We start from the raw sequence: 17,061 nt of genomic DNA on the forward strand, positions 1-17,061 counted from the left end.
TTCTCAATATTTAATAAAAAATTTGATTTTTATAGCTTTATTTTTTGCTGCCGATCAACACCACGGCATCGATAGGCTGCCGATAGGAGAGTGGAAGAGAATAACTGAGTAACGAAAGGGCGCGGCCGGTATCATCCAGCGGCAAGACGCCGGTAAAACGCAGTTTATACAGCATGCGCCGATCGCGCGGGTCCAGATAGATAACGCCACGGTGATAACGACGTAGCTCATCGAGCACCTCGTTCAAAGGGGCATTTTCAAACACCAATTGGTTGTGCAGCCAGCCCGCTTCTGCCACGCCGTCCTGCACGTCATCCAGCAACGCATATTGCGTGAGGCTGACCTGTTGACCCGCATTCAGATCAACACTGACCGCAGGATCGCCCTGTGCGGTAACGCGAACGCGAGACTCTTCCACATGTACCATGGTTTCCTCTCCCACTTCGCGCACGCTGTAGCGCGTACCCAGCGCTTGGGCAGATGCCTGTAAGCTGCGAATCACAAACTGGCGTCCGGCAGGATCTTTTGCCACCTGTGCGTAGGCTTCCCCTTGCACCAGTTCCACCGTGCGTTGCCGGGTATCAAAATGCAGGTTAACCGCAGAGTCGGTGTTTAACGTCAGTACGCTGTCATAATCCAGCGTCAGGCGACGGATTTCACTGATTGCCGTACGCTGATCCGACAACCAGTAGCGATAAGGCAGTTGGCTGGCAAGCATGCCCACCAACCCAAGCACCAAGGCCAAAGAGAGGAAACGTTGCGGTCGCGCCTTACGCTGCGTCGTGGCCGGTGTCATCGCCGCGCTGGACCAGAGTTGCTGCATCTGGTGATAAATCCGCTCATGGCGCGCATCCTGTTCGCACCAACGCTGCCATTCGGCAGCACGTGCGGCATTCGCAACCTCGTCTTCCTCGGGTTCAGAAAAGCGGATGAGCCACTCAGCGACCTGCTGCTGGATACGCGCTAGCTCAGCTTTCTGGTTCATCGCTTTCCAGGCTGAAGATACTGGTGTGGAAATGGATCATGGCTTTTGCCAAATACTGTTTAACGCTGCTTTCGCTTACACTCAACGTAACAGCGATATCGCGATAGGAATGGCCTTCAACGCGCGCCATGATGAACGCGCGCTGCACTTTTTCATCCAGCTCTTCATTAAGTATATGCAGCGCCGTGGCTACCAATTGACTGATTGCCACACGCTGTTCGGCAGATTGCGCCTCTGCCCCTTCCGCTAATTGCGCCAGCGCCGCCAATGCATCCTCTTCCAGTTTGCGCTTGCGGAACTGGTCGATCATCACATGGTTGGCTGTGATCATCAGGTAAGCGCGTGGATTACGGATTGCTTCCGGCTCCGCCAGGGTCAGTAAATACCGCAAAGATTAATTGATACCCATTATCATCTAAGCGAATCGAACGATGCAACAGTTTTTAAACAACGAGCCAAAAAACCAACAATAGCGATCAATATTCTTGATCTTCGATCAGGCGTTTCCCCAGCGTAACGGAATCCACGATATCGTAGTTCAGTTTTTCATACATGCCGATCACCGCATCATTGTCCTGCCGCACCATCAGGTGGATTTTGGGACAACCGCGTGCGATCAGTTTTTTCTCCAGTCGGCTAATCAACGCGTTAGCGATGCCACGCCCGCGGAAATCCGGATGGACGCCCAGATAGTAGGCCGATCCGCGATGGCCATCGTGCCCCCCATCACCGAGCCTACGATTTCACCGCCCACTTCGGCCACCAAAAACAGGGAGACGTCGTGATTCACTTTACGCTCAATATCCATTTCTGGATCGTTCCAGGGGCGCATCAGATCGCAACGTTCCCATATGGTAATCACTTCTTCAAAGTCATCTTGTCTGAATACGCGGATTTCCATGGGATCCCCCCGTTGATTGCTAAGGAAAATCTGATTATCGCGTGATCTCACGCAGACGCAATATCAATTTGCTGCCACCGCCCTCATCGCCACCGTTCAGCAGTAGGAAAGCCAACACCTCGCCGTTGTGACAGGCTATACTAGTAGCCCTTTTGTTATAATGGATTTGTTAACACCGCCATGAGTCAGCCTGATATTTCCACCGTAAAGTCCTTTTTACTGACGCTGCAAGACACACTGTGTCAGCACCTTGCCGCCGCAGATGGCAAGAACGGCTTTAATGAGGAGTGCTGGCAACACGCCGCTGGTGCGTTGGGAATACCAATACCAACCGGAACCGGACAGCCCGGAAGCCGCACTTTATCGGGATTTTTTACCGGTAAAAGATTGGTTAGCGAAGGAGCTTGCATGAACGACAATACCGACGCAGAACCGCAAATTTGGGTGAATGCTGACGCCTGCCCCAATGTGATTAAAGAGGTGCTGTATCGCGCAGCCGATCGCACACAAACCCGTGTCGTTCTGGTCGCCAATCAGTCGCGTACGCCACCGTCACGTTACATCTCGTCAGTGCGCGTTGCCGCCGGGTTTGACGTGGCGGATAACGAAATCGTGAAACGCGTCAACGTCGGAGATTTGGGGATTACCGCCGATATTCCGCTGGCAGCAGAAGTGCTGGAAAAAAAAGCCGTGGCGCTCAACCCACGCGGTGAAACCTACACGCCCGCCACCATCCGAGAACGACTGACGATGCGCGATTTTATGGATACGCTGCGCGCCAGCGGTGTGCAAACCGGTGGGCCAGATGCTCTCAATCAGAAAGATCGCCAGCGCTTTGCCAACGAGTTGGATAAGTGGCTGCGCCAACGGCGTTAATTCCCTGATGAAAAACAGTTCGGCATTTGCTCGCGGCGAATCGCTTCCACCAGCGCAGCATCGCCGTGCATCTCACCGTCCACTTCCAGCTCCGGTGCCAGCGTATTGATCAACGCCAGCGCCTCACGCATTTTGCGTGCGGTGGACGAGTTCGAGGTACCAAAGTTGGAGTGCGACAACAGCGCGACTTTCGGTTCGATACCGAAACGACGCACGGTGTGCGCGGCCATCAAGGTGATTTCTGCCAGTTGCTCTGGCGTTGGGTCTGGGTTGACATAGGTGTCAGCGATAAAGGTATTACCGCTCGGCAGCAACAGGGCATTCATGGCCCCCGCCACGTGTACGCCATCACGGTAACCCAGCACCTTTTCTACCACTTCGAAATGCTCTTCATAGGTGCCGATGGTGCCACAGATCATCGCATCCGCTTCACCGCGTTGCGCCATGATGGCGGCAATCACCGTCGGGTTGCGGATCACTTCAAGCTGCGCGGTTTCCTGCGAGACGCCACGGCGTTTCATCAACGCATAATATTCCGACCAGTACTCCTTGAAGCGCGGATCGGACTCGTTGTTCACCACCTCAAAATCTTTACCGATGGTGATTTGCAGGCCAAGTTTTTGCAGACGCTTCTCGATAACACCGGGACGCCCGATCAGAATGGGGAAAGCCAACCCCAGCGTCACCAGTTCTTGCGTGGCGTGCAGCACGCGCGGATCTTCCCCTTCGGCAAATACCACGCGTTTCGGCTGCTGGCGCGCCTGGGAGAATATCGGCTTCATAAACAGGTTGGTTTTATAGACAAACTGAGTCAGTTTCTCGATATAAGCATCAAAGTCGGTAATAGGACGCGTCGCCACGCCTGAATCCATCGCCGCTTTTGCCACCGCTGGCACAATCTTGATGATTAAGCGCGGGTCAAATGGTTTCGGGATCAGGTATTCAGGGCCAAATGACAATTCCTGATCGCCATACGCGTAGGCCACCACTTCACTCTGTTCCGCCAGCGCCAAATCAGCAATGGCTTTCACGCACGCCAGCTTCATCTCTTCGTTGATGGTGGTTGAGCCCACATAGAGTGCGCCACGGAAAATAAACGGGAAGCACAGCACGTTATTAACCTGATTCTGGTAGTCAGAACGTCCGGTACAGATAATAGCGTCCGGGCGCACCGCTTTGGCTAACGGCGGCAGAATCTCCGGTTCTGGGTTTGCCAGCGCCATGATCAGCGGGCGTGGGGCCATGGTTTTCACCATATCCTGCGTCAATACGCCTGGGCCGGAACAGCCCAGGAAAATATCGGCATCAGGGATCACGTCACCCAGTTTGCGCGCACCGGTGTCTTCCACCGCGTAAATCGCCTTGTTCTCTTCCATGTTGGCGTCACGACCTTTGTAGATCACGCCGCGTGAGTCACACACCACGATGTTGTGTTTCTTCAGCCCCAACGCCACCAGCAAATTCAGGCAGGCAATGGAGGCAGCGCCTGCGCCGGAAACTACCAGACGCACATCAGAGATGTTTTTCTCCACCACGCGCAGGCCGTTCAATACCGCCGCAGTACAAATGATCGTCATGGAACACCGGAATCTTCATGCGTTCACGCAGTTTCTTCTCGATGTAGAAGCACTCCGGCGCTTTGATATCTTCCAGGTTGATGCCACCAAAAGTCGGCTCCAGCGCGGCAATTACGTCGATCAATTTATCCGGATCTAGTTCGTCCACTTCGATATCAAACACATCGACGCCGGAGAATTTTTTAAAGAGGACGCCCTTGCCTTCCATTACCGGCTTGCCAGCCAACGCACCAATGTTACCGAGGCCAAGCACCGCCGTTCCGTTGGAGATCACCGCGACCAGATTACCGCGTGCGGTGTATTTGTAAGCTGCCAGCGGATCTTCGGCGATTTCAAGACAAGGTGCAGCAACGCCTGGAGAGTAGGCCAACACCAAATCGCGTTGGGTCGCTAGCGGTTTGGTGGGAGACACCTGAATCTTCCCCGGTACCGGATACTGGTGGAAATCCAATGCGCTCTGTTTGAGTTGTTCATCCATTGTTGCATCCCTTATAGGCTTTTGTTGTCGTGACGTAGGGCGGCGAGTCTATCCCAAGCAGACAAGGAGAGGTTAACGCCGTAAGAAGTTCAATCATTACTGCTTATATAACCTTGGAGCATGGCAAAAACCGATAGTAAATGCAGGTTAATATAGTTAATTTATCTGCTTGTTTTTTGCGCATAATGTCACGTTATCGCGAACTGGATAACGTATTGCTAACCTGCGGGCAAAAAGCAGACGTAAAAATCAACTAAAAGTGTTGATAAATCATTCAGATGCCTGACAGCAAAGCGCTACTGTCCGGCAGAAGAAAGTACCCTATTGGGTCATATTGAGGATGGTGCGGATGTTAGAGGCGCTGGTGGCGATAATATCGATAGCACCGGTGCGCAACGCGCCCAATATCGCCAGCGCTTTGGTGTTTTCCGAAGCAATAGCAATAACGCAGGGAATGTTGCGCAGCTCTTCGATGCTGACGCCAATCACCCTGTCATGCATCACGGTATCAATGTGCTGCCCCTGCGCGTTAAAAAAGTCATAGCCAGCAATGTCGCCTATCACGCCTTGGTTAAGGCTGGCATCAACAATTTCCTGCGGCGTGAACCAGCCCAGTTTTACCATGTAGCTGTTTTCGTTCATGTCGCCAATACCCACCAGCGCGATATCCGCCTTACGGGCGCGATCCAGCGTCTCCTTGATGGTACCGTTCCGCATAAACGCCTGCTTGAGCGCGCGGTTTTCTACGTAAGCCGGGGCGTAAAGCGTTTCGCTGCTGCCGCCAAATTTCTTCGCCAGACGACGGCTGATATGATCGGCGTTGATCGCATCGCCGGGACGGTGCGTCCCCCCAATCCCGCAGATAAACTTGCAATGACGTTCAGTCACGTTTTCTACATGATCCGCTACGCCGGACACATTACGCCCCTGCCCGACCGCAACCACCGTACCATCTTTCAGCGTCACTGCCAGGTGGTTGGAAACCAATGCAGCTACCTGACGCCGCTGCTCTTCTTCATCAGGGTGATCGAGCGCGATCAGCGCGCGTTTGATGGGAAAAAGCTCCAGCAGTTGCTGCTCCAACCTGGTGCTGAACACTGGGTGATAGCGAACGTTGATCTCGACAATGCCCTCTTCTTTAGCACGCTTGAGCAAACGCCCTACTTTGATGCGCGAAATGCCGAATTTCTTCGCGATCTCCTCCTGGGTAATCTCGTCCTGGTAATACGCCACGGCGATTTCCGTCAGTAGTTCGTTATCCTGAGATCCTGATTGTTTTTCCATTCGGTAATATTGTCCTTACGCAAAGGGTAAGCGTGCCTGGGCAGACGCGGCCCTGTCGGCAACAGCCGATCATCATTAACAATTGTTGCACGCCGCAAGTCAGGGCTCAACTCCGGCAACCAATCTCCTGATAATAGCCCCGTCATTGCCTAAAAACAGTGATGCAACAAACCCACATAAACAAGTTTGCGGCGATCCCGCGTCATTTATGCGCGAAAGACATTAGCGCTCAATGGCATCAATCTTCAGCATTCTGGCGATCACCACATCGCTGTCCGGAATAACCTGCTCAGCCACCGCCAGCTCGCGCCCTGCGGCAATCACCTGCTCCTGCGCGCGTGGAATTCTCACAGTAAAACACCTGATAGGCACTTTTCTGGAAATTGGCAGAGATACGCATGCCCATTTTGCCACCAGCGTCCAGTACCGTAATCGTTTTTAATTCTGTTGTCATGATCGTTACTCCTCGGATTTGGAATGCATTTTCGTTTAATAAAAAAGGTTATCGCTGCCCTGCCTGCGGATTACGGGCAAAAAGAAAGTTTAGGCTTTGTGTGGTCCAGGCAGCTTTCTGACGGCAGGTCTCCTCTGGCGTGGATTGCCATGGAAGCCAGTGCTCAACCACCTGATTGATGTGTCGCTCATTAGGACGAACCGCTTTTTGCAGGTGGTCGTAGTCGAGCAACCCGGTGCCGAGCGGGCTGCCGGAATAGGTAAACCCAACCCAGCCATTCTGGCGTGCAAAGGCAAAATCCTTGATGTGCAGGTTCACCACGCGTCGTGCCGTCATGTCGAATAACGTCACACGGATGCTCCAACACCGCCACGCAGTTTCCCGGATCGAGACAAATGCCCAACGCCTGACTGTCGATGGCATCAACCACCTCCAGCAGGGTGCTGGTTTTTACCTGCTCGTAAGTTTCCAGTCCACGCGTTCCGAGTTCCAGTTGAATGGATAAGTCCTCGGCGCGCTGACGCAGCTTTTCCAGCTCAGCGTACGACAGCGTTTTCACTGCTGGGTAATCACAAATCTGAAACACCGTCGCGCCCGATTCTGCCGTGTGATCCAGCATTGCTTCCAGCCCCATTGAGTCAGGGACGCGGGAGGACATGCGCCAGAAAAAAGCGTAAGTGCTTAAACCAATAGCCACGGTAATCTCTCCTTTCTGCGTATTTTTACTGCTGCGGGCACAGCGCCAACGCTTCATCCATAATGGCGTTAAACACCGCCGGATCGTGGGCGAAGCGCCCTAAAAACAGGCCATCAACCGCGGGCCAGAGCTGACCCAGTAGCCCCGGTCCAGCGCTGCCGCCATAAATCACTCTGCCGTCGCGTACGCCTGCTGCGGTGAATAACTGCTGCTTCAGCGCCTCACAGACAAGGCTGATAGCTTCGGTTGGTGCGGGTTCTGCGCTGCCAATCGCCCATTGAGGCTCATAAGCGACAACAACCTGCCCCGTTAACTGCTGTTGCTGCGCGCGGTTGAGCGCGCTGGTGAGCTGGGCCTGACAGATTGCTATTGCCTGCTGCACACTGCCGCGCTGCTCTTCGCCAACACAGAGCACAGAGGTGAGCCCGTTGCGCCAGGCGGCCGCTGTTTTAAGGGCAATATACTCATCGGTTTCACCAAAATAGCGACGCCGTTCCGCATGCCAGACTTCTACATAGTGGCACCCCATTTCGTGCAACAGTGTGCCGCTGACTTCCCCAGTGAAGGCGTCGTTATCCGCCCAGTGCAGGTCTTGCGCCCCGACATCGACGGCAGAATCAGCGAAAAGAGAGACAGCAGGGGCCAACGCAGGAAAGGTTGGCAACACACACAACCTGACCTGCGCCACCGACGCCAGCGGATGGCGCTGCACAATGCTGTGGATGCGCTGGCACCAGTCCACGGTTTGCTGGTAGCCGAAATACATTTTCAGGCTGACACCCAGCGTGATAACGCGTTCGTGACTCCCAGGCTGGCTCATTGTGTCTGTGTCTCCTGTACCGCAGCTTGCTCGTTCTGAACCTGATTCAACACGGTCGCTACCGCATTCAGGATCATTGCCAGCGAGATGGCGCCCGCATCCGGTGTACCCAGACTTTTTTCTGCCAAAGGACGCGCACGACCAATCTTGGGACGCAGTTGCGCAGTGGCATCTGCCGCCTGTTGTGCCGTATGCGCGGCTTTCAACCAGGCCTGCGGCAACGCCTCCCCGGCGTTGACACGTTGCGTCAACGCATCACTAAAAGGTAAAAGGGCATCGACCAGCGTTTTGTCACCTGCTTTCGCCTTACCGAAATGCATAATGCCTTCTGCTGCCTGGCGAATACCGAGCGCAACGCGCGCGCCATCCGGTTTTGCGCTGTCACCCAGCACCGTAGCCACGCCCCAAATAGCGCCGGACGTGCCCCCTGCCCGATCGGCCCAGGCATCCGCCGCACGCTGTAATAAGGTGCCAGCGCCAGCCTGCCTTCCCAGCATATTGACGGCAGTTTCCGCCGCCTCCACACCGCGCTCCATGCCTATACCGTGATCGCCATCGCCAGCTACCGCATCAATGCGGCCCAGTTCCTCGACGTTCGCCATAATGACATCCCGCGCCGCCGCCAAGGCAGCGGCAACACACTGCGCCGCATCGCGCGATGCCGGGGTTGCTTCAGGAATGCTGTCCTGCTCGACGTTGAATTCGCACTCCTCGCGAGGTTCAGCGGCAGTCATGCTGCCCTTGCGGAACGCTGGCGTATTGGCAGGCGCACGCCAGAAGCGCTCCAGCTCTTCATCCAGCCAGAACAGGGGGAGTGAAAGCCCAGCCATATCAAAGCTGGTCACAAGCTCTCCCACCTACGGTTCAACGATAGTCAGCCCTTGTGCAACGCGGCGATACAACACAAACAGCTCTTCATACTTCACGCCGCCCAGTCCATTGAGCACCACGCTGAGGCGCTGCCCTGATAGTACAGTCACCGCCTGCGGCACCTATTTTAACAACGCGTTGACCAACAGCTCGGCCAGTTCATCCGCACTGGAAATCGTCGCATCTTTAATACCGGGCTCACCGTTGATGCCCATCCCGACCCCCATCATGCCCTCCGGCACAGTAAACAGTGAGTGCTCGGCTCCGGGTAAGGTGCAACCAGAAAAAGCGACGCCGAAAGAGCGCGTGCGCTGGTTGGTATGCTCAGCCACCGCCAGCACCGCCGCCAGATCGCCCGCTACGCCACGACGTTTTTGCCACTCCTCAGGCGGCGCGCTGGAGATATCATCGGTCACCGCCAGCAATTCACACGGGATCCCTTCAGCGTTCAGCCGTGCTTTCGCCTGACCAAAGTGGAGCACATCCCCCGCGTAGTTGCCGAATGTCAGCAGAACACCGCCGCCGTTGTGGGCCGCACGCGCCACGGAACAGATTTGCTGCGCAGACGGCGAAGCAAACAGGTTGCCCATCGCGGCACCGTGTGCCAAACCTTGCCCAACCAACCCGGCAAACGCCTGGTAGTGTCCAGAACCGCCGCCGACCACGATGGCGACACTGCCTTCAGTACTGCGAGTGCTTCTGACCACGCCCCCCCGGCACCTGGCGCACCTTATCGCTGTGTGCCGCAACAAAACCTTCCGTTAATTCACGTGCAAAATCAGACGACTGGTTAAACAAATAGGTCATGTCAATGCTCCTGTGTGGCTGATGCAGCTTGGGATTCCTGCCCGGAACGACTCAATAACACCATCAAGATTGCAGAGAGTAGCATCGGGCCGCCGACAATCAACATCGGGAAAACGTAGGTGCCAGTAACCCCTCGCACCGCCCCGGTGATATACCCCGCAGAGAACCCGGCAACGTTACCGATGGTATTGATCAGGGCAATCGCGGCTGCCGCAGAAGCCCCGGTCAGGAACTGCGTAGGCAATGTCCAGAAGTTAGGTAACGCCGAGAAAATGGAACAGGCGGTTACGGTAATCACGGCGATGGTGGAGGCCGGTGACTCCATGAATAGTGCCAATGGAATACTGATGGCACCGGTCAACGCCGGAATGGCAATGTGCCAGGTACGGCAGCCGCGACGGGTAGCATCACGTGACCAGAAGTGCATGACGATGGCTGCTGGCAGATAGGGCACTGCCGTAATCAACCCTTTTTCCAGCACGTTAAAGGTGGTGCCAAACTGCTGTTGGAACCCGCTGATAATGGTGGGCAGTAAGAACGCCAGCGTATACAGGCCATAAATAAAGCCGAAATAAATCAGGCACAGCACCCACACCCGTTTGTTGAACAGGACGGTGCGCACGCTGGGATGTTTGCTGTGCTGTGGCGGCATGTTCGCTTTCCAGTTCGCCGACCAACCAGCGTTTCTCTTCATCATTGAGCCATTTCGCATCCTGTGGGCGATCGACCAGATAGAACCAGGTGATAATCCAAACCACAATCGCCGGAATCGATACCCCCAAGAACATCACGCGCCAACCGGACAAACCAAACAGGCCGTGCTGCTCGATAAGCCACGCTGCCAGCGGTGCGCCGAGCACGGTGGTCATCGGCTGTGCCAGATAAAACAGCGCCAGATCGGTATTCATACCGTTCGGGCCGGCAAAAGAAATTGCAGTGCGATCGAGGAAGTTAATAAAGAACATCAGTCCGACGAACGGCACCAGACGCAAAGAGATTTTGCGGATGGCAGACTGCTCTGCGGAGGATGGCGCTACGGCTTGCTGTTGCGCCGCTTGTGTAGCCGATATCTTGCTCATACTGCCCCCCCCCCCCCCCCGCCGTTCGCGATGGAGTGCCTGGTGTGACCTTTATGTTCTATCGTCGTTGTTATCGTTTGCGTATCGGTCTGAGACATTGTTATGCCCTCTAAAGAGTCAAATCAATAACACACACAGTGAACATATGAACCATATGATCGCGCCGATTCTTTGCCTACCACTCTGTTTTAAAATTGTGAGCATGATCCAAATATGTAAAACATCGCTAAAAAGCGCAATTAGTGACCTTTATCACCTTTTACAGAAGATCATGCACACTCACAAACCAAAAACAAATAACCATCAGTTGAACATTTGAAACGATCAGTATATGTTAGCCATGAAACGCCGGATCTAGCGCTATATTGACCTTTAGTCAGGCAGGAGATGGGTATGCACGCAATTGCTATTGGCGCTGACAGCGCCGCGATCGATTTGAAAAACATCATTAGTGAATTTTTACAACAGCAGGGGTTGCAGGTTACCGACTACAGCTACGATCCCAGTGGAGAAAATCCGATCTACCCCGATGTTGCACACACCCTTGCCGTCTCCATCAAAGAAGGGAAACACGAGCGCGGGATCTTGATCTGCGGCACCGGTATCGGCATGAGTATTGTCGCGAACAAAGTTACAGGGATTCGGGCAACCCAATGCCATGACACCTATTCCGCACAGCGCGCCAGAAAAAGTAATAACGCACAAATTATCTCGCTGGGCGCACGGGTTATCGGGCCAGAGCTGGCAAAAGAGATCGTTGCAGCCTGGCTGGCTTCTGAATTTGAAGGCGGGGGATCCGCACCCAAAGTGGATCGCATCGGCTACTACGAGCAGCAGGAAAACGGGCGGTGACATGATGAATCAACTCGATGCCCTAAAGCAGTTTACCGTTGTCGTCGCGTACAGCGGCGATATTGATGCGATTCGCCAGTTTGCGCCCGAAGATGCGACCACTAACCCTTCGCTGATTTTGAAAGCGGCCACGCTGCCCCAATATAGCCCGCTGTTCGAAGAAGCCATTACCTACTCCCGCCAACAGGGGGGGAACAGGGTCACCCAGTTGATCAACGCGGGCGATCGTCTGGCAGTAAACATCGGTGCTGAGATCCTCAAATCTGTGCCGGGACGTATCTCCACCGAGGTGGATGCTCGTCTGTCATTCGATCGCGGCATGTGTGTCGCCAAGGCACGTAAGCTGATTGGTTTGTATGAAGAAAAAGACATTCCGCGCTCGCGCATATTGATCAAACTGGCTTCCACCTGGGAAGGCATCCGCGCGGCGGAAGAGTTGGAACGCGAAGGGATCAACTGCAACCTCACACTGTTGTTTTCCTTTGCCCAAGCGCGCGCCTGTGCCGAAGCAGGCGTGTTTCTCATCTCGCCGTTTGTTGGTCGTATCTACGACTGGTATCAAGCCAAACAGCCTGCTGAACACTATCAGGCCGAGCAGGATCCCGGCGTGCTGTCGGTGCAAAAGATCTATGACTATTACAAACGCCACCGCTATAACACGGTGATCATGGGTGCCAGCTTCCGTAAAGTGGAACAGATTCTGGCGCTGGCAGGCTGCGATCGCCTGACCATCTCACCATCACTGCTCGATCAGTTGAAAAACAGCAACGCCCCTGTAACACGCCAGCTCACACCGTCGGTGGAAGCGCTGCACCGACCTTCTCCACTGAGCGAAGCCGAGTTTCGCTGGGAACATTGTCAGGATGCCATGGCGGTAGATAAGCTGGCGGAAGGCATTCGCCTGTTCGCTATCGATCAGGAAAAACTGGAAGCGATGCTCGCAGCACAACTGTGATTTGGAGAGCCCATTATGTCGTTGTCTGATTCGCCGCACGCACGTCACCAACGTGCCAACGCCATCCGCGCACTAAGCATGGATGGCGTGCAAAAAGCCAAATCCGGTCACCCGGAGTACGGCTACACCGACGGCGTGGAAACCACCACCGGCCCGCTCGGGCAGGGCATTGCCAACGCGGTCGGCATGGCGCTGGCAGAACGCACGCTGGCGGCGCAGTTCAACCGTCCGGGTCACGATATCGTTGACCACTTCACCTACGTCTTCATGGGTGATGGCTGCATGATGGAAGGCATCTCCCACGAGGTGTGTTCGCTGGCCGGTACCCTGAAGCTGGGCAAGCTGGTGGCATTCTATGATGACAACGGCATCTCCATTGACGGTCACGTGGAAGGCTGGTTTACCGATGACACCGCAGCACGTTTTGAAGCCTACGGCTGGCACGTGGTGCGTGGGGTCGACGGCCATGACGCCGATGCCATCACCCGCGCTATCGAACAGGCGCGCGCGGTGACGGACAAACCGCCCCTGCTGATGTGCAAAACCGTGATTGGTTTCGGCTCACCGAACAAGGCCGGTACTCACGATTCCCACGGTGCGCCGCTGGGTGACGCCGAAGTGGCCGCTTCACGCGAACAGCTGGGCTGGAAATACCCGCCGTTTGAAATCCCCGCTGAAATCTATGCCGCCTGGGATGCCAAAGCCGCTGGCGCGCAGAAAGAGAGCGTCTGGAACGAGACGTTTGCCGCCTATGCCAGAGCCTATCCGGAACTGGCTGCCGAATTCAAACGCCGTACCGTCGGTGACCTGCCGGCCAACTGGCAGGCTGATGCCCAGAAATTCATTGAAGACCTGCAAGCCAGCCCGGCAAAAATTGCCAGCCGCAAAGCCTCGCAGAACGCGCTGGAAGCCTACGGCAAACTGCTGCCGGAATTCCTCGGCGGCTCTGCCGACCTGGCACCGAGCAACCTGACCATCTGGTCCGGCTCGGTTTCACGGGATAAAGACCCGGCGGGCAACTACATCCACTACGGGGTGCGCGAGTTCGGCATGACCGCCATCGCCAACGGTCTGGCGCTGTACGGCGGCTTCCTGCCGTATACCGCGACCTTCCTGATGTTTGTGGAATATGCCCGTAACGCGGTGCGCATGGCCGCACTGATGAAAATCCGCAGTATCTACGTCTATACCCATGACCCCATCGGTCTGGGTGAAGACGGCCCGACGCACCAGCCGGTAGAACAGCTGGCCAGCCTGCGCGTGACGCCAAACATGAGCACCTGGCGTCCGGCGGATCAGGTAGAAACCGCAGTGGCGTGGAAATACGCCATTGAGCGCAAGGATGGCCCGACGGCGCTGATCCTGTCGCGTCAAAACCTGGCGCAACAGGCACGCACCGCGCAGCAACTGGCGGACGTGGCGAAAGGCGCTTACGTGCTGAAAGACAGCGACGGTCAGCCAGACCTGATCCTGATTGCTACCGGTTCAGAAGTAGAGCTGGCGGTTGCCGCCAGCGACGTGCTTAGCGCGCAGGGCCACAAGGTGCGTGTGGTTTCCATGCCGTCCACCGACGCATTCGACAAGCAGGATGCGGCCTACCGTGAAGCGGTGCTGCCGAAAGCAGTGAGCGCCCGCGTGGCGATCGAAGCGGGGATTGCAGACTACTGGTACAAGTATGTTGGCCTTAACGGTGCGATTGTTGGCATGACGAGCTTCGGTGAATCGGCTCCGGCAGAAAAACTGTTCGAGGTGTTTGGCTTTACGGTGGATAACGTGGTGGCAAAAGCCAGCGCGTTGCTGAAGTAAGTCTTAGACTGCTGAAGCCCCGTCATCCTCGGCGAAAGCCGGGGATCTCGTGAGAATGAACGCGTTTCGCCTGTCAGAGATTCTCGCTTGCGCGAGAATGACGGTGGTGCACGGGAATGACGGAGATGGTGGGAATAACCATTTTCAGCGGGCTTGTTATCACCCTAACGGCGTCTTATCGACGCCGTTTTTTTATGCCTGTTTTACTTCCCCAGTTGTCGGGAGATATGGGCAGCAGTGCGGCACAGCGGATCGATAATCCACTGTAGCTTTGCCGGATCGATATCTAGCACCGTGCCAATCGCACTGATGGCGGCAATGACCTGTCCGCTGCTGTCGGTTATCGGCGCGGCAAGGCAGCGAATATTGACGATATCTTCTTCATTATCAAACGCCCATCCCTGTTGACGTACACTGATGAGATGCTTGCGATAGGCTTCTGGCGAGGTGATAGTGCTGGCAGTTTTCGTTTGCCAACTGATATGGCTAAGCTTTTTTTCTAAAGCCTGTTCCGGTAACCAGGCAAGCAACACCTTGCCCAGTGAGGAGCTGTGTAGTGAAAGGCGTTTTCCAACCCAGGTGTTGACCTGGATGCTGCTGTTGCCTTCAACCTTCAAAAGATAAACCGCTTCGCTCCCTTCCATCACGCCCAGATGGCACGTCAATTGAAGCTCCTGTGCTAACGCTTTCAACGCGGGCAGGGCAAATTCTTCAATGCGTCGTTGATTTGCTGCGATGGTACCCAGTTCAAACAGCTTCAGCCCCAGAATATATCCCCCATGCGCTGGTTGCTGCTGTAATGCACCCAGTTGGCACAGCGTGGTTACCAGATGGTGGCAACTGCTGCTGGGAAGTCCCAGCCGGTCTTTTATCGCTGTCAGGTTAAGCCCCGGTTCCTTGGCAATCAGATTGAGTATTGCAAACCCTTTGGTTAACGCCGGTGCGGTGGATTTTGTCGCGAGAGAAAGGGCATCGCTAGCGTCAACAGGTGCATTTGCTTCTGGGTTGTCAGTTGCATTTTTCTCAATGATTTGAGACGTCACGCAGGTTTCTGGCTTTTTTTCATCTTGTGCACCTTATTGTTGACCACTATACTGACTTTAAATTCCATATATAAAAATGATTTCCATATGTGGAAAGAGCGGATAGGATGCTGTCAATACATTAGATAGCGCTTGTTACACGCTGTCAGCCATTCGCTATAGAAAGTGATATCTGGATACCGTTTTTTTAGAACCAAGGTGATGCTCAGCCAGGGTTCACACCAGTGAAAGCAGTTAATAACTACGGAGTCGTTATGAAAAAGTATGCCTTAGTGGGGACGGGGGGCCGCTCCGGTCTGTTCCTGACCGCAATAGCGCGTGATTAACGCCAGAAAGGTCGTATGGTCGCCTTTTGCGACAGCAACCAAACGCGAATGGATTATGCCAACGCCATGTTCGGCGAGTTTGAGCATCAGTCCGTGCCAACGTACAAGGCGGATGAATTCGATAAAATGATCGCGGAAACGCGTCCTGATTTTGTCATCGTCACTTCCATTGACCGCACGCACCATCACTATATTGTGCGCGCCATGGAACTGTGCTGTGATGTTATCAGTGAAAAACCCATGGCCATTGATGAAGAGAAGTGTTAGGAAATTATCGATGCCGTCGCGCGCACCGGGCGTAGCCTGCGCGTTACCTTTAACTACCGTTATGCATCACACCACAGCAAGATTCGTGAGCTGATTGCCGCCAATATTATCGGTGAAGTTTATTCCGTGCATTTTGAATGGCTGCTGAATACCGAACACGGCGCAGATTATTTCCGCCGTTGGCACCGCGACAAACGTAACAGCGGCGGCCTGTTAGTCCATAAATCCACGCACCATTTCGATCTGGTCAATTTCTGGCTCAATTCTGAACCGGAAACCGTCTATGCACAGGGTGATTTGCGTTTCTACGGCAAAGCCAATGCGGAAGAACGCGGCGTGACCGAGTTTTATAACCGTTCCCCATGGCAGCGAAGTGGCGGGCAACGATCCCTTTGCATTGCACATGAAAGACAGCAAGCAACTGACGTCGCTGTACCTCAACGCTGAGCATGAAGATGGTTATTACCGCGATAAGAGCGTGTTTGACGATGGCATTAATATTGAAGATACGCTTGGCGTGATTGTGCGCTACAAAAGCAAAGCCATCATGGCCTACTCACTGAATGCTTATCTGCCGTGGGAAGGGCTGAACGTGGTGTTTAACGGCAGCCGTGGTCGTATCGAGATGAAGCTGGTCGAAAAATCCTACGTTAACGGCGGCGGCAAAAAATCAGACGAAGGTGCACTGCGCGGTTGTGAAATCAAAGTGTTCCCAATGTTTGACGAGCCGTACGTGGTGCCCGTGGTACAAGGCGTTGGCGTACACGGCGGCGGCGATGATGTGATGCTGCGCGATCTGTTTGGTATATCGGAACCCGATCCGTTGAACCGTGCTGCGGATTATCAGGATGGCGCGCTTTCCATTCTGACCGGTATTTCGGCCAACCGCTCTTTGCGTACTGAATTACCGGTGCGGATTAAAGATCTGGCGGTAAAACTGCCACCGCGTAAATAGGTGGTTATTTAACATGATTGGCCGTCTGT

Annotated in this window: 9 protein-coding genes and 8 pseudogenes; 6 read left to right on the plus strand and 11 right to left on the minus strand. The window is 54.6% G+C overall.

The features are described from left to right. Positions 1 to 37: 37 nt before the first annotated feature. The 3 genes and pseudogenes from JZM30_RS08725 to JZM30_RS08735 all read right to left on the minus strand — a co-directional run bounded on the left by JZM30_RS08725 (position 38) and on the right by JZM30_RS08735 (position 1,886). Positions 38 to 985, minus strand: a complete 948-nt coding sequence (locus tag JZM30_RS08725) for a FecR family protein (protein ID WP_252318366.1) — start codon at positions 983 to 985, stop codon at positions 38 to 40. After that, positions 969 to 1,376 (minus strand): sigma factor-like helix-turn-helix DNA-binding protein, encoded by a 408-nt coding sequence (locus JZM30_RS08730; RefSeq protein WP_252318367.1) that lies wholly within the window; start codon positions 1,374 to 1,376, stop codon positions 969 to 971. The genes JZM30_RS08725 and JZM30_RS08730 overlap by 17 nt, the downstream gene beginning before the upstream one ends. Positions 1,377 to 1,461: 85 nt before the next feature. Next, positions 1,462 to 1,886, minus strand: a pseudogene (locus tag JZM30_RS08735) (GNAT family acetyltransferase). 301 nt (positions 1,887 to 2,187) lie between these two features. On the opposite strand from JZM30_RS08735, the pseudogene JZM30_RS08740 reads away from it, so the two are divergent. After that, positions 2,188 to 2,298: pseudogene (locus JZM30_RS08740) on the plus strand (oxygen-dependent coproporphyrinogen oxidase); the annotation flags it as partial. Next, complete coding sequence (locus JZM30_RS08745) at positions 2,295 to 2,762, plus strand: YaiI/YqxD family protein (RefSeq protein WP_252318368.1); 468 nt, start codon at positions 2,295 to 2,297, stop codon at positions 2,760 to 2,762. The pseudogene JZM30_RS08740 and the gene JZM30_RS08745, both read left to right, overlap by 4 nt. Before the next feature lie 17 nt (positions 2,763 to 2,779). Here JZM30_RS08745 and JZM30_RS08750 read toward each other — a convergent pair. The 7 genes and pseudogenes from JZM30_RS08750 to JZM30_RS08780 form a co-directional block, all read right to left on the minus strand. Further along, a pseudogene (locus tag JZM30_RS08750) lies at positions 2,780 to 4,817 on the minus strand (NADP-dependent malic enzyme); the annotation flags it as partial. Between the two features lie 321 nt (positions 4,818 to 5,138). Continuing rightward, positions 5,139 to 6,101, minus strand: coding sequence for a sugar-binding transcriptional regulator (locus JZM30_RS08755; protein ID WP_252318369.1), 963 nt, complete (start codon positions 6,099 to 6,101; stop codon positions 5,139 to 5,141). Between the two features lie 258 nt (positions 6,102 to 6,359). Beyond that, positions 6,360 to 6,555, minus strand: a pseudogene (locus JZM30_RS08760) (phosphogluconate dehydrogenase C-terminal domain-containing protein); the annotation flags it as partial. A gap of 48 nt (positions 6,556 to 6,603) precedes the next feature. After that, positions 6,604 to 7,252, minus strand: a pseudogene (locus JZM30_RS08765) (sugar phosphate isomerase/epimerase family protein). 25 nt (positions 7,253 to 7,277) lie between these two features. After that, entirely contained in the window at positions 7,278 to 8,072 is a 795-nt protein-coding gene (lerI, locus tag JZM30_RS08770) for an L-erythrulose-1-phosphate isomerase (protein WP_252318370.1), read from the minus strand. Beyond that, a pseudogene (locus JZM30_RS08775) lies at positions 8,069 to 9,749 on the minus strand (dihydroxyacetone kinase family protein). The gene lerI and the pseudogene JZM30_RS08775 overlap by 4 nt, the downstream one beginning before the upstream one ends. A gap of 1 nt (position 9,750) precedes the next feature. Then, a pseudogene (locus tag JZM30_RS08780) lies at positions 9,751 to 10,828 on the minus strand (MFS transporter). Positions 10,829 to 11,221: 393 nt separating this feature from the next. Between JZM30_RS08780 and rpiB the strand changes: the two are divergent. From rpiB to tkt, 3 genes are all read left to right on the plus strand, one after another. Further along, positions 11,222 to 11,680, plus strand: coding sequence for a ribose 5-phosphate isomerase B (rpiB, locus tag JZM30_RS08785; protein WP_252318371.1), 459 nt, complete (start codon positions 11,222 to 11,224; stop codon positions 11,678 to 11,680). 4 nt (positions 11,681 to 11,684) lie between these two features. After that, complete coding sequence (gene tal / locus JZM30_RS08790) at positions 11,685 to 12,635, plus strand: transaldolase (RefSeq protein WP_252318800.1); 951 nt, start codon at positions 11,685 to 11,687, stop codon at positions 12,633 to 12,635. Positions 12,636 to 12,713: 78 nt separating this feature from the next. Then, a complete protein-coding gene (gene tkt, locus JZM30_RS08795; RefSeq protein ID WP_438801495.1) occupies positions 12,714 to 14,441 on the plus strand; it encodes a transketolase in 1,728 nt (575 codons plus the stop codon). Between the two features lie 203 nt (positions 14,442 to 14,644). Here the strand turns inward: tkt and JZM30_RS23920 are convergent, their stop codons facing one another. Beyond that, the gene (locus JZM30_RS23920) at positions 14,645 to 15,484 is read right to left on the minus strand and encodes an IclR family transcriptional regulator (protein WP_252318373.1); all 840 of its coding nucleotides are present in this window, start codon (positions 15,482 to 15,484) and stop codon (positions 14,645 to 14,647) included. A 254-nt stretch (positions 15,485 to 15,738) separates the two neighbouring features. On the opposite strand from JZM30_RS23920, the pseudogene JZM30_RS08805 reads away from it, so the two are divergent. Beyond that, positions 15,739 to 17,032 (plus strand): annotated as a pseudogene (locus tag JZM30_RS08805) (Gfo/Idh/MocA family protein). Positions 17,033 to 17,061: the final 29 nt, after the last annotated feature.

It is taken from the genome of Candidatus Symbiopectobacterium endolongispinus, assembly GCF_018777385.1.
GTDB classification, from domain to species: Bacteria; Pseudomonadota; Gammaproteobacteria; order Enterobacterales; family Enterobacteriaceae; genus Symbiopectobacterium; species Symbiopectobacterium endolongispinus.